Raw genomic sequence first — 13237 nt, 5'->3', positions numbered from 1 at the left:
GGTTATCTGGTCAGAACCGCGCAGCGGCGTAATAGGCCCGCGTGTGTTCGGTGTCTTGGATACGGTCCGAAGACAGGTCGGGCGCCTTGGCCGCTTCGGCCTCGGTCCCGGTGGTGGCCACGGCGACGGCGGCCAAAGGCGCGGCGCTGCCCGCGAATTTCAGGAAGTCGCGCCGATCCTTGCGAACGGCTGTGTCGGTGGATCCCTCTGGCTTGCGTGTCATCTTCTCTCTCCTGTTACGTCTCTTGTTCAGGGGCGCGCGGCCCCGCCTGTCTCATCCCGCTTGGTCTAGTCGTCTTTGCTCAGCCGGAAGGCTTCGGCCTCGATCTGCATGAAGGCGCGGCCGATCTTGCCCACCGGGGCGTAGAAGACCGAGTTTTTCGCGCCTTCGAGGTCGGCAAAGAAATGCCCGGCCCAAGGCGCGATATGCCGGTTAAAGAATGTCTTTTGCTGCGCCACCGTGGCGGGGGCCGAGAAACGGCCTGCGATCATCGCGCCCATCATCTCCATCAATGAGGCGATGTTGTCTTCGGGCTCGAACACATTCGCTGCACGCTCCAACCCGCGCGCGACCATGTCCTGGCGCAGTGCCGCCAGCGGCTTTTCGTTAAGAAAGCCGGTGAGGTAGAAGCTGGCATAGGGCAACAGTTCGCCCCGCCCCAAACCGATAAAGAGCCGGTTGAACTCGCTCTCGGCCCCCGCGGGTTTGGTCTTGGTGGCCAGTTTGGAGAGCGCTTTAAACCCCTGCCCCAATTCGCTGTCATCGCCCGACAGGGCGGCACATTGATCCAGCAGGATCTGATCCGGCGGGCCGGAAAGGATCAGCCCCATGAAGTTGTAGAGGTCCGCGCGCAGGCGGTCTTCTTCGGGCAGGGGCGTCGCGGCCAATTGGGTCATGCGCTGCTACCTTCCATGTCCTGTGCCAGATCGCTGGCGAAGTGAAACCGCATGCGGCGGTGGGTTGGCGCAGGCTGCGCCTCGGCGTCTTCTTCGGGGGTCACCGTCTGCGCCTCGTAAGGTGCGTCTTGAGCCAGAGCCGTTTCGGTCCGGCGTGGGCCCGGCACGACGACATCATGGGTCGGTGCCAGCGCGGGCGCTTCTGCCTCAGCCACCTCTTCCGGCGCGTCGCCCTCGGCGGTCAGCACCTCTTCGACCTTCGCGACCATGCCCCGGCCCACTTTGTAGATCGTATTGACCGGCTTTCCAGCGGTGGCTGCCGCTGAGTAATCGTCGTCATAGTCGTTCAACCCGTCGAGGCAGGCGAGCACCGGATTGGTTTTCCAAAAACTGCGCAGCGCACGGGTCTTGAGCCGTTGCGGCAGTTGCGCCTTGAGAAAGGCACGTAGCTGTTCGCCGCTCACCAGATCCTCAGGCGCGGGCAGGTCGAACTCGGCCAAGAGATCATCATCGCTGCGCTCAGCCAGCGCGGCCTCTTCGGCGGCAGCGGCGCGGGCTTCGTGAAGCCGCGCTTCGGCCTCCGCCTCGGCGGCGACGGCGGCGCGGCGCTTTTGCCAGAAACCGCTCATGCCAGACGCTTTCGCTTTAACGCGGGCGAGGCGTAGATGTCAGCGGGCTTTTCGATGCGCGGGTCGCCGATACCGTCTTGCTTGCGATCGGTGCGCAGACGATCCCGGCGGCGTTTGACGAAGGCTTCCTCTTGATGGAACTCTTCGACGAATGCCTGCACCCATGCGATCAACCCCGGCGTCATCGCGACCTTTTCCACGACCTCTTCGGCGCTGTCGCAATAGTCCTGCGCCTCATAGGGCGATGCGGTCACAAGGGCGAGTTTGAAGGGTCGGTCCGTCGCGCCGGGGATGGGGCGCATGACGACATAAACACACGGCACATCCGCGCCCAGCCCGTGCACATAGGCTTCGGTCTCGGCGCCGTGGAGCTCCAGCTTGAGGGTCGCGGCGTGGTATTCGACAGTCTCACCCTCGCGGCGCAGCTCACGCCAATCCGCTTTTTCAGCACCGGGCAGCACGGCGGTCGCTTTCCAGCTCCACTTGGCCCAACGGGTCACACCCGGCGCGCGCCGCAGCACAATGCCCAAGGGCATCGTCCGATACATTGTCGGGTTGTGAATCAAGTCGCTCCTCCGTTTCGAAGACCTTCGCCGGAAAGCCCGGTCCGGGGGAAGCGCTAATCCGCGCCGAGGCCCGAAAAACCCGGCTTTCGAGACAAGATGGCCCGCCGGTTCTGCCCGTCAATGGTGCCTCGGCCTATTTGTCTAACTTGAGTATTTTGATCGGAAAACAGGCAAATCGCCGATATCGAATCACCCGGGCGGCAAGGAGCCGCGCCGCCCCGCCGATCGCCCCTGTCGCGACGCGGTCGCGGGGCGAATTTCGGTTGTAGGGGGTGGCAAATCCCGTCTAGCTTGGGGCCTCAGCCGCCGCCGGAGAGGCTGCGGATTGACGGGCGAGATAAGGGAAAATTCATGGCCAAGACATTGATAACATGCGATTGCGCAGGGTCGCAGCGTATCGATTCCGATGCATTGGCCGAGCGTAGCGGTTTGGCGGTCTCCCCCCCCTGTTCGGCCCTTTGCACCACCCAGATCGACCGCGCGGCCAAGGCGCTCACCGCTGGCGATGCGATTTTATGCTGCACCCAAGAAGAGCGGGTCTTTACCGAATTGGCCGAGGAATTGGGCCTGCCCCCTGCCCCCCTATTGGACCTCCGCGACAGGGCCGGATGGTCCGATGACCCCCGGGACAAACTACCCAAAATGTCCGCCCTCGCGACGGAAGCGCTGTTGGACGTTCCGGCTGAAAAAACCATCGACGTCGCCTCGGAAGGTCTTTGCCTGATCGTCGGGCGTGGCCCGGCGGCTCTGGAAGCGGCGGCGCAACTCAAGGACCACCTCAGCGTCACGCTGTTGATGGACGACGCGGTGACCGAGGCTGACGACAGCCTGCCCGAGGTTCGCGATTTTGATCTGATCTCCGGCAAGCTGCGCCGCGCCAAGGGTGCGCTTGGCCAGTTCGAAGTGGTGATCGACGCGCTGCGGCAGGTCGATCCGCGCGGCCGTGGCCCGCTAAGCTGGACCGAACCGCGCGACGGCGCGCGCAGCCAATGCGACATCATCCTCGACCTGCGCGGCGAGACGCCGCTCTTCCCCGCACATGAGAAACGCGAAGGCTACCTGCGCGCCGATCCGGGCCACCCGCCCGCCGTGGCCGCTGCCGTGCTCGCCGCCTCGCATCTCACCGGCACCTTCGAGCAACCGCTCTACGTGCGCACCGAGCCGCTGCTCTGCGCCCATTCCCGCGCCGGGCAGATCGGCTGCACCGCCTGCCTCGACCTTTGCCCCACCGGCGCGATCACCCCCGACGGCGATCACGTCACCGTCGATCCGATGATCTGCGCGGGCTGCGGCGCCTGTTCCTCGGCCTGCCCCTCGGGCGCGATCAGCTATGACGCGCCGCCCGTCGATTTCACCATGCGCCGAGTGCAGACGCTGGCGCGCGCCTATCTCGAAGCGGGCGGCGACGCGCCGCGCCTCTTGGTCCACGACGCCCACGGGGCCGAGATGATCCGCCTCGCCGCGCGCCATGGCCGCGGACTGCCCGCCGACGTCATCCCGATGGAACTCGACGCGCTCGCCGCCTTCGGCCATGCCGAGGCGCTCGCCGCCCTCGCCGCCGGTTTCGCCCATGTCTCGCTCCTCCTCGGCCCCAAGGCCGACCGGGATGCCATCGAGACCCAGACCGCGCTGGCCCGCGCCATCGCGGGCGAGGCGCGGATGTCCCTCATCGACACGCCCGACCCCGAGGCGCTGACCGACATCCTCTACGACGCCGAAGCGCCCGCGCCTGTGGCCCAACCGGTGCGCCCCATGGGCAGCCGCCGCCAGATCGCCCGCCAATCCGCGCGCGCGCTGAACCCCGAGGCCGAGGTGCTCGACCTCCCCGCCGGCGCGCCCTATGGCGCCGTGCTCGTGGACAAGGAGGCCTGCACGCTCTGCCTCTCCTGCGTCTCGCTCTGCCCCTCGGGCGCCTTGGGCGACAACCCTGACCTGCCGCAACTGCGGTTCCAAGAAGACGCCTGCCTGCAATGCGGCCTTTGCGCCAATGTCTGCCCCGAGGACGCCATCGCGCTGGAACCGCGCCTTGACCTCACGGAGGCGGCGCTGAGCCAGCGGGTGCTGAACGAGGAAGAACCCTTTGCCTGCATCGAATGCGGCAACCTCTTTGGCGTGAAATCCACCGTCGAGCGGATCACAGACAAGCTGCGCAGCCATTCGATGTTCGCCGACGAGGCCAAGCTGCGGATGATCCAGATGTGCGATGACTGCCGGATCAACGCGCAGTACCATAGCACTAATAACCCGATGATGGGCGCGGAGCGTCCCCGCCCCCGCACCACCGACGATTACCTCTCCAAACGGCGCGACCACTAGGCCGCCCCCAACACAGGAGCTACCCATGAGCGAAGACTTCAACATGTCGATGCGCAAGTTTCTCAAACAGGTCGGCGTGACCTCGCAGCAGGCCATCGAGAAGGCCATGCGCGACCATGACACCGCCGGTAAGACCTTCCCGGTCAAGGCCGTGATCTCGATCCCGGAACTGGGTCTCGAACATACGGTCGACGGCACCATCGCCGGTGCGGACAAGGGCGAGGCATAAGCGACGTGACTGCCAGCAGAGACGCGGTTCTGACCGCATTGAAGACCGTGACCGATCCGGCCACGGGCACCGACATCGTGGCCAGCGGCGTGATGCGCGCGTTAAACGTGGACGCCGAAGGCGCGGTGCGTTTCGTGATGGAAATTCCACCCGCGCAGGCCAAGGCTTATGAGGAAGCCAAGACGCAAGCAGAAGCTGCATTGGCGCAGGTCGAGGGGGTCTCGAAAGTCTCCATCGTGCTGACCGGCCACAGCGAGAAGGCTCCGCCCCCGGACCTCAAGCCGCAACGCAAGGCAGAGCCCGCGGGCCCGCAGAAGATCCCCGGTGTCGACCGGATCATCGCCGTGGCCTCGGGCAAGGGCGGTGTCGGCAAATCCACCGTTTCGGCGAACCTCGCCTGTGCGCTCGCGGCCCAAGGCCGCCGCGTGGGCCTCTTGGACGCGGATGTCTACGGCCCCAGCCAGCCGCGGATGCTCGGCGTTTCGGGCCGTCCGGCCTCGCCCGATGGCAAGACCATCCTGCCGATGCGCAACCACGGCGTCACCATGATGTCCATCGGTCTCATGACCAACGAGGATCAGGCCGTGGTCTGGCGCGGGCCGATGCTGATGGGCGCACTGCAGCAGATGATGACGCAGGTGCAATGGGGCGCGCTCGACGTGCTGATCGTGGACCTGCCGCCGGGCACCGGTGACGTGCAGATGACGCTGGCGCAAAAGGCGCAGGTCGACGGCGCGGTGATCGTCTCTACCCCGCAGGATGTGGCCCTGATCGACGCCCGTAAGGGCATCGACATGTTCAACCAACTCAAGGTGCCGATCCTCGGCATGATCGAGAACATGTCGACCCATGTCTGCTCCAACTGCGGCCACGAGGAGCATGTCTTCGGTCACGGCGGTGTCGCCTCCGAGGCCGAGAAATGGGGCGTGCCGCTGCTCGCCGAAGTGCCGCTCGACCTGCAGATCCGGCTTGCTTCCGACGGCGGCGCGCCGATCACCGTGAGCCAGCCCGACAGCAAGCAAGCCGCGGCTTTCCACGCCATCGCCAAGACATTGGTCGACAGCGGCGCGGCATGAGCGAAGACCTGTCCTTTCCCCCGTTGATGTCGGGCGAGGCGGTGACGGGCGATGCCCTCGCCGCCGCCTGCGCCCGCGCGGCCGAGGGCTGCGACGCGGGGCTGATTTGCTACCGGTTGGGCGAGACGGAGATCGAGGCCGCGCTGGTCTTCGCCCCCGAGGTGCCGCTGGCGCGCGCCGTGGCGATGCTGCCGCTCTGCGGGGTGGGCTTCCAAAATGCACTCGGCGCGCTGTCGCCGCCTGAGGTGGCGGTGCAGCTCGACTGGGACGGCGGCATTCGCCTCAACGGCGCCTCCTGTGGCCGCTTTCGCACGGTGGCGTCCACGAGTGACGCTGAGGCGGTCCCCGACTGGCTCGTCGTGGGCTTCACCCTGCCGCTCTTCCCCGCCGACGATCCCGAGATGACTCAAACCGGTCTTACCCCCGACCGGACCGCGCTCTATGCCGAGGGCTGCGCCGAAGTGCAGCCCCCTGCCCTCGTGGAATCCTGGGCGCGGCACAGTTTGCATTGGATCAACCGCTGGGAGGACCTCGGCCCGAAAGCGCTGCATAGTGAATGGCGCGGGTTGGTTTTCGACCTCGACACACAGGTGACCGTGCAGGGCCAAAGCGGTAGATTCATCGGTGTCGACGAGGACTTCGGCATGTTACTGCGGGACAAAGAGACCACCCGTCTCATCCCGCTCACCACCCTATTGGAGCCCGCCCCATGACCCTCAAACTCGCCCGCGCGATCCATTTCGACGAAAGCGACCGCAACGTCTTCGCCTCCCCCGCCCGCACCGGCGAATGGTGCATCTCGGGCGGGTTCGAGTTCTCGGACTGGACCGAGGGTGATCTCACCGGCAAGGCACGCCAAGCTTTCGCCAACGGCTGGCTGGGGCTGGAGACCCTCGGCCGCGTCACCTTCGTCGCCGTCACCCAGATCGAAGAGGCCGAGGTCGAGGCGCTCGCCGCCCTGCTGGCGCAGCATTTCGTGACATACTACGGCGCGCCCTCGGTCGATGCGGCACGCCCCGTGGCGAAGGAGGAACTGGCGCAGATGGTCGATCTCTGCGCCGACCACGCGCCCAATTGCCTGCTCACCGTCGCGCGCGAGTTGACCGAGGCGGGCGTGCGCGAAAGCTTCCGCATGATCCAGCCGCAGGACGCAGGCCTCGAGCAATTCGCGATCCACGGCGACCTGCCCGAATGAACCACCCGCGCCCCGGCTGGCGCGGATGGTCTCTAACAAAGGCTATTTAGCCTCTGCCGCGTTGAAGACAAAGAGCGTCTCACCGTTGATCTTGTAGTCATTGATCAAGGTTTTCGCGCGATCTGATGTCAGCCAATCCTCTAGCTTCAGGGCCAGTTCGTTTTTCACATGGCCGTGCATTTCGGGATTTACCGGCAGATAGGCATATTGGTTGAACAAAACTGGATCGCCCGCGTAGAGCAGCGTCAGATCGCCTTTGTTTCCGAAGTTCAGCCAGCTCGCGCGGTCCGACATGACATAGGCGGGCATCCCCGACGCGGTGTTGAGCGCGGCGCCCATGCCCGCGCCGACAGCGTTGTACCAATCCCCGAATGCCGCCGGGTCAAGGCCCGCTTCGGCCCAGAGGGACAGTTCCTTTTTATGGGTGCCGCTGTCGTCCCCCCGGCTCACGAAGGCAGTCTCCGCCTCGGCGATTGCGCCCAAAGCAACCGTGGCCGCATCTGATCCTTCGATGCCCGCCGGATCGTCTTTCGGCCCGATGAAGACGAAATCGTTATACATGATCTCAGTCCGGTGGCTGCCGAAGCCACCTTCGACAAAGGCTTCTTCCGCCTTGCGCGAATGGACGAGAATCGCATCCACGTCGCCCGCCTCGCCCAATTTGATCGCTTGGCCGGTGCCGACGACCAGCAGTTGAACGTCCAGATCCAGGTCCGCCGCGATCTCGGGTAGGAGCACGTCGGCAAGGCCCGAGTTGTTGAACGAGGTGGTCACCGCCATCTTCATCACATCCGCGGCTTGCGCGGCACTGCTCATCGCCAGCGCGGAAATTGCGCCAATCATCCAATGTTTCATTCTACGATATCTCCTCTTAGAAATGCCTGAGCCTCTGCGGTCTCAGGTCGGTTGAAAAACACATTTGCGGGACCGGCCTCATGCAGACGCCCCCCCAGCAGAAACAAAACGTCATCGGCCAAACGGCGGGCTTGGCCAAGGTCATGTGTCGATAGGATCAGCCGCGTGCCGGTCGATTTCGCCGATTGCAAAATCGCCTCGATCTCTCGCGTCGCGCGCCCGTCCAATGCGGCACAGGGCTCATCCAGAAACAGCAATTTAGGCTTGCAGATCAGCGCACGGGCAAGGGCCAGCTTTTGCTGCTCACCGCCCGAGAGCACCGGGGCCGCGCGGCCCAAAAGTGGCTCTAACCCGACGCGGTTGGCCCATTCCTCGGCTTCTTTTCGTGCGTGGGCCTTTGACACGCCGCGCAGGCGCAAGGGGTAGATGAGGTTCTCAAGCACCGTACGTCGCAGCATGACCGGGCGCTGAAAGACAAATGCTTGGTGATGCCGCGCCTCCTCGGTCGAGCAAGCCCAGTCAATCTTTCCAGCCGACAGCCGCGCCGTGCCGTGCAACAGTTGCAACAGCGTGGTCTTCCCTGCGCCGTTCGGCCCCATCACAACCGTAGCGCCCTGCCCGTCCAGCGTCAGATCGATCGGCCCGACCAGCCGCTGCCCACGCCTGCGGCTTTCGATCGCTTTGGTTTGCATCGGGAAAAGTTGCGTCACCACCGGCCCTCCCGCTCCGTCCGGCCCAGCCAATGGATGGCGAGGTTCACCGCCACCGCAAGCCCGATCAGCACAAACCCAAGGGCGAGCGCCAGGGCGAACTCCCCCTTCCCGGTTTCAAGCGCGATGGCCGTGGTCAACACACGCGTCGCATGGTCGATATTGCCGCCGACGATCATGATCGCTCCGACCTCACCAATCGCGCGGCCAAACCCCGCAAGTGCCGCAGTCAGCAACGCGCGGCGAGAGTCCCAGAGCAGGGTGCGTATCTTCTGGCCCTGCGTGACATTCATCGAAATCAGAAGGTCATGATATTCCTGCCAAAGCTCACGGATCGACTGATGCGCGATGGAAGCGATCAGGGGCACGATAATGATCACCTGCGCGATGATCATCGCCGTGGGAGTGAAGAGCAGTCCGAATACCCCAAGCGGCCCGGAGCGGGAGAGAACCACATAGACGATCAGCCCGACCACGACCGGCGGCAGCCCCATGAGCGCGTTCAATATCGCAATGACCAACCGCCTCGCGCGGAACCGTTTGACGGCGACCAAAGCGGCGAGGGGCAGCGCGATCAGGCAGGCAACAGCCAAGGCAGAGAGGGTGACACGAAGAGACCGGCCGGCGATCTCCACCAGCTCGGCATCAAAGGTAAAGACAAGCCAAAAGGCCTGCGTGATACCGCTCCAAATATCGACCATCTCGCGGAGGCCTCCCCCGAATAGGAGCCCGCGGCCCCATCGCCCGCGCAGAGTGTCAGGACTATCATTCGGACGCCAGAGCCTGCCGGCGTGAAAATACCCAGGAAGACAGGCTGGCTTTGATTTACCTCGCTCAGAAGGACAGAAGGTCAAGTTGACCCACCTGTGATTCCCGCGAAAGGAAGGATGTGGCTCTAACAAGGGGGAGCGGACGCGCGCGTGGGGTTCACTCGTGGTTGGCGAGGGCCTTTTGCCGCAAGAATAGTTTTATTGTTTATCTACAGTCACTTCTGTCGAGTGGGACATTCTATCTTTGCGTTTGGCCAGATAATTAATGCCGCCTTGCCCTCTCCTTCCGCAAGAATCTATTGCAAGCTTCGCTCCAATCGCATTAAGTAACGGAAACAAAAGCGCTACCGAATAATAGCGTTACTGAGAGCGAGGGCAGATGTGACGGACACGGTACACATCAATACACGGATCCGTCGTAATGCGGAAACGCTTTCCGAGGCGTTGGAAAGTCACATGCTGAAGGTCTTTGCGCCCGACGCGCGCAAGGAGTTGCGCCGCTTCTCCGCCGGGGAAGCCGCTGAATTACTTGGCATTTCTACGAGCTTCCTTCGCAAACTCCATTTCGACAATAAGATCGTCGATGTCCAGACCAGCCCCGGCGGGCGGCGGCACTACAGTGCGGACGATCTACTGTCGATCCGACGGACATTGGAATCCACCGCTAAAACCCGCGGCGCCTATCAGCGCGGTCGTCGTGAGGGGGACAAACTACAAGTATTGTCCTTTTTGAACTTCAAAGGCGGCAGCGGCAAAACCACGAGCGCGATCCACGCGGCACAGCGGTTGGCCCTTAAAGGCTATCGCGTGCTCTGTGTCGATATCGACCCGCAAGCGTCTTTAACAACTCTGTTTGGCTATCGGCCGGAGTATGATTTCCTGAATTCTGGCACCATTTACGATGCGATCCGCTATGATGATCCCGTCCCCTTGGCCGATGTGATCCAAAACACATTCTTTACCGGCATTGATTTGGCCCCGGGCGGCTTGATGCTGCAGGAGTTCGAGCACGAAACGCCTCAGGCACTGCTTAACAATACGCAGCCTCCATTTTTCGCGCGTCTGGCGACATCCTTGCAGGATGTAGAGCAGAATTACGACGTGGTTATCTTCGATTGTCCGCCGCAATTGGGCTATCTGACCATGTCGGCGCTCTGCGCCTCGACGGGTGTGTTGATCACAGTGGTCCCGAACATGCTCGACGTCGCATCCATGTCGCAATTCCTTCAGATGAGCGCCGATCTGCTCGATGTCGTCTCTAACGCGGGGGCAAGCATGGAGTTCGACTTCCTGCGCTTCCTTATCAACCGCTATGAGCCGAATGACGGGCCGCAGCAGCAGGTTCTATCCTTCTTGCGGCAACTCTTTGACGAGGAAGTCATGGTGGCCCCGATGCTGAAATCCACTGCGATTTCTGACGCGGGGCTGACCCATCAGACCATCTATGAGGTCGACCGGTCGCAGTTTCATCGGACAACCTATGACCGCGCGGTGGATTCACTCAATCTTGTGAATGATGAGATCGAAAGCATGATCCAGAAAGCATGGGGGCGGTAATGGCACGTAAAGGTATTCTATCATCCGCGCCAGCGAAATCTCCAAAGACGGAGCCGCCGAAAACGCCCACGTTAGAGCCGAAGAAGAGCCGGAGCAAGCCTAGCCTCATGCCCCGCGGAGCGGTTGGGGCGCTTCAGTCGTCGTTGAACCGGATGCAAGAGAATGCAGTTCAAGAATTGGACTGCAACCTGATTGATATGGCCGGCGTCGAAGACCGGCTAGGGACTGATACGCAGGCTCAGAAGCAGCTTCATGACAGTCTAAAGACCTATGGCCAGCAGGTCCCGGTTCTGGTTCGGCCGCATCCGGACACCCCGGGCCGGTTCGAGATTGTCTACGGGCGGCGGCGACTTCAGGCTTTGAAAGCGCTTGGGATGCCGGTCAAAGCGATGGTGCGTCAGTTGGATGACCACGCTTTGGTGATGGCGCAGGGCCAAGAGAACACGGCCCGTCAGGATCTCTCTTTTATCGAGAAAGCGAGTTTTGCGGCGCAACTCGATGCGGGGGGGCATGACCGGCAGACAATTGCGGATGCGCTTTCGATCGACCTGCCAATGGTCAGCCGGATGCTCAAGGTGGGCCATGCGTTCGATCTGCCCTTTCTGCGTCAGATCGGGTCGGCGCCATCCATCGGGCGTGATCGCTGGATGGCACTGGTCAAATTGTTTGAACAAACGAGCGCGAAAGAACGGGCAGAAAAACGAATGGCGCGGCCCGATTGGGACGGGTTCACCTCGGATGAGCGGTTTGAGGCGATTTTCGCCGAGGCTTCGACGACCCCTGAAAAGTCTGCCGCCTCCCCTGCCCCATCGGCCAAGCCCCGCACGCTTCGGAGCAGGGATGGCAAGGCGCTGGCGGACATTCGCAGCGGCAAGCGTGGTGTCACGGTCACCGTGCCCGCCCGCGCAGCGGAAGGTTTTGATAAATGGCTCGATGCACATGCAGAAGAGCTTTTGCAGGAGATTCACGACCGCTGGCAAAAGACCCGCGCGTGAGACATTGAGGAAGTAGCAACAGGAGGCACATCCAAGACCACAAAAAAAAGCCCCCCAGGATAAATCCCGGAAGGCCCTTCTCAAACTTTGCACCTTCGAGATAGCCCCAAAGATTTATCGATGTCAACTCTACCCGATGGGATAGGGCCGGTATTTTGTTGTCTTTCGTGATTTTAGATGGAAAACACGTTCCGAACTGCGTTCGGGCGGCCGAAATCGGCTACCCAAGTGGAATGCAAGGGGCCGGATAAATGGGCTTTGCTCGACCGGCTGACAACCGCGGCAGAGGCTTTCGAGCTGTCTCACCGCACTCTCACCGTATTGAAGGCTTTGCTGAGTTTCCTACCAAGCCGGCATATTCCACATGGCGCTGAAGGCATTGTATTCGCCTCAAACGCCCGACTCTCTGAACGGCTTCACGGTATGCCCGAGAGCACTCTGAGGCGGCATCTGGCGCAGTTGGTCCGCGTGGGCCTGATTGCGCGGCATGATAGCCCCAACCGAAAGCGTTTTGCGCGAAACCAAGGGGGCGCGATTGCGCTGGCCTTTGGGTTTGATCTCGCCCCCCTCGTGGTGCAGGCAGAAATGATCGAGACGGCAGCTCAGGCGGCCGAGGCGGAGCGGGATCGCTTGCAGGCGCTGAGGGACCGCGTTCTGGTCCTCCGGCATGCGCTGATCCGTGAGGGTTGCGGCGAGGGATTGGCTGATGAGGCGGGCCGGATTCTGCGGCGCAAATCGGATGAAATGGCGTTGTCTCAGCTTGAGACGGCGCTCCTAGTGGCACTTGAAAATGCCCGTGGAAAGGAGTCTATGGGTGAAACAGCACCCGTCCCCCCTGCCCCGCTTACGGATCAAATGAGCGCCAACGACGGCGAAAATGAGCGGCACATACAGGATTCAGATAAATCCTATTTTGACTCTGAAGAGCGCGGCAAAGGCAATAAGAACCAGCGTACGGCTGACAAAGACGAACCTGATTATTCTGAGAAAGAAGAAGGCGTATCATTGGCGGTTGTCGTAGATGCCTGCACAGAGGCTCGGAGCTTTTTCCCGGACGCGATGCGTAACTGGGGAGACCTTGTGCAGGTCGGAGACCGGATTGCGCCGATGCTTGGGATTGACCCACCTGTGTTAAATGAGGCAAAACGAGACATGGGCGCGGAGAGCGCTGCGGTGACGGTCCTTTGCTTGCTTGAGAAAGCCGCGACGATCCGTAGCCCCGGAGCTTATCTGAGGCGTTTGACGCAGATGGCCCGAAATGGTGCGTTTTCCCTTGGTCCGATGGTCTCAGCTTTGGCAAACCAGCGAAATTGTCAGCTGACAATTTGAAAATCATAGGTTTTACAGTGACTTAGGTTAACTTTCGTCTGGCAATTTAAGAAACTGGGCCTTCTAGCGGGCAAAATCCCTCCATATGCTTCACCCTCCTCGGCTCACCAGCT

The 13237-nt window shown here is 62.3% G+C and carries 15 protein-coding genes; 8 read left to right on the top strand and 7 right to left on the bottom strand.

Annotated elements, in window-relative coordinates; all coding sequences use genetic code 11:
- Positions 1–10 precede the first annotated feature (10 nt).
- The 4 genes from ACGYLD_RS13570 to ACGYLD_RS13555 form a co-directional block, all read right to left on the bottom strand.
- Complete coding sequence (locus ACGYLD_RS13570; protein WP_067266573.1) at positions 11–223, bottom strand: twin-arginine translocation pathway signal protein; 213 nt, start codon at positions 221–223, stop codon at positions 11–13.
- A 65-nt stretch (positions 224–288) separates the two neighbouring features.
- Positions 289–897 (bottom strand): molecular chaperone, encoded by a 609-nt coding sequence (locus ACGYLD_RS13565; protein ID WP_271693945.1) that lies wholly within the window; start codon positions 895–897, stop codon positions 289–291.
- On the bottom strand, positions 894–1526 hold the full coding sequence (locus tag ACGYLD_RS13560) for a DUF3306 domain-containing protein (RefSeq protein WP_271693944.1): 633 nt from the start codon (positions 1524–1526) through the stop codon (positions 894–896). Before ACGYLD_RS13560 ends, ACGYLD_RS13565 begins: the two co-directional genes overlap by 4 nt.
- Entirely contained in the window at positions 1523–2062 is a 540-nt protein-coding gene (locus ACGYLD_RS13555) for a DUF3305 domain-containing protein (protein ID WP_271694054.1), read from the bottom strand. Before ACGYLD_RS13555 ends, ACGYLD_RS13560 begins: the two co-directional genes overlap by 4 nt.
- A 381-nt stretch (positions 2063–2443) precedes the next feature.
- Between ACGYLD_RS13555 and ACGYLD_RS13550 the strand changes: the two genes are divergently transcribed.
- Genes ACGYLD_RS13550 through ACGYLD_RS13530 form a run of 5 tightly spaced genes read left to right on the top strand, consistent with a single transcriptional unit; the run spans position 2444 to position 6908 of the window.
- Positions 2444–4408 carry a 4Fe-4S binding protein gene (locus ACGYLD_RS13550; protein ID WP_271693943.1) on the top strand — a complete coding sequence of 655 codons (1965 nt, stop codon included), beginning with the start codon at positions 2444–2446 and terminating at the stop codon, positions 4406–4408.
- Positions 4409–4433: 25 nt separating this feature from the next.
- Positions 4434–4637 (top strand): DUF6494 family protein, encoded by a 204-nt coding sequence (locus ACGYLD_RS13545; RefSeq protein WP_271693942.1) that lies wholly within the window; start codon positions 4434–4436, stop codon positions 4635–4637.
- Between the two features lie 5 nt (positions 4638–4642).
- Positions 4643–5713, top strand: a complete 1071-nt coding sequence (gene apbC / locus ACGYLD_RS13540) for an iron-sulfur cluster carrier protein ApbC (RefSeq protein ID WP_271693941.1) — start codon at positions 4643–4645, stop codon at positions 5711–5713.
- On the top strand, positions 5710–6426 hold the full coding sequence (locus ACGYLD_RS13535) for a biotin/lipoate--protein ligase family protein (protein WP_271693940.1): 717 nt from the start codon (positions 5710–5712) through the stop codon (positions 6424–6426). Before apbC ends, ACGYLD_RS13535 begins: the two co-directional genes overlap by 4 nt.
- A complete protein-coding gene (locus ACGYLD_RS13530) occupies positions 6423–6908 on the top strand; it encodes a DUF6505 family protein (RefSeq protein ID WP_394402836.1) in 486 nt (161 codons plus the stop codon). The genes ACGYLD_RS13535 and ACGYLD_RS13530 overlap by 4 nt, the downstream gene beginning before the upstream one ends.
- A gap of 42 nt (positions 6909–6950) precedes the next feature.
- Here ACGYLD_RS13530 and ACGYLD_RS13525 read toward each other — a convergent pair whose 3' ends face one another.
- Genes ACGYLD_RS13525 through ACGYLD_RS13515 form a run of 3 tightly spaced genes read right to left on the bottom strand, consistent with a single transcriptional unit; the run spans position 6951 to position 9174 of the window.
- The gene (locus ACGYLD_RS13525; RefSeq protein WP_394402834.1) at positions 6951–7763 is read right to left on the bottom strand and encodes a substrate-binding domain-containing protein; all 813 of its coding nucleotides are present in this window, start codon (positions 7761–7763) and stop codon (positions 6951–6953) included.
- Positions 7760–8473 (bottom strand): ATP-binding cassette domain-containing protein, encoded by a 714-nt coding sequence (locus tag ACGYLD_RS13520; RefSeq protein WP_271693937.1) that lies wholly within the window; start codon positions 8471–8473, stop codon positions 7760–7762. The genes ACGYLD_RS13525 and ACGYLD_RS13520 overlap by 4 nt, the downstream gene beginning before the upstream one ends.
- The gene (locus tag ACGYLD_RS13515) at positions 8470–9174 is read right to left on the bottom strand and encodes an ABC transporter permease (RefSeq protein ID WP_271690280.1); all 705 of its coding nucleotides are present in this window, start codon (positions 9172–9174) and stop codon (positions 8470–8472) included. The genes ACGYLD_RS13520 and ACGYLD_RS13515 overlap by 4 nt, the downstream gene beginning before the upstream one ends.
- 450 nt (positions 9175–9624) lie before the next feature.
- Between ACGYLD_RS13515 and repA the strand changes: the two genes are divergently transcribed.
- From repA to repC, 3 genes are all read left to right on the top strand, one after another.
- Entirely contained in the window at positions 9625–10800 is a 1176-nt protein-coding gene (gene repA, locus ACGYLD_RS13510) for a plasmid partitioning protein RepA (RefSeq protein ID WP_067266546.1), read from the top strand.
- A complete protein-coding gene (gene repB / locus ACGYLD_RS13505; RefSeq protein ID WP_271693936.1) occupies positions 10800–11795 on the top strand; it encodes a plasmid partitioning protein RepB in 996 nt (331 codons plus the stop codon). Before repA ends, repB begins: the two co-directional genes overlap by 1 nt.
- Before the next feature lie 177 nt (positions 11796–11972).
- Positions 11973–13124, top strand: coding sequence for a plasmid replication protein RepC (gene repC, locus ACGYLD_RS13500; protein WP_394402832.1), 1152 nt, complete (start codon positions 11973–11975; stop codon positions 13122–13124).
- Positions 13125–13237: the final 113 nt, after the last annotated feature.

The sequence above is a fragment of the Sulfitobacter sp. 1A12056 genome (assembly GCF_043558125.1).
Lineage (GTDB): Bacteria > Pseudomonadota > Alphaproteobacteria > Rhodobacterales > Rhodobacteraceae > Sulfitobacter > Sulfitobacter faviae.
This window is presented reverse-complemented; position numbering and strand designations above follow the sequence as displayed.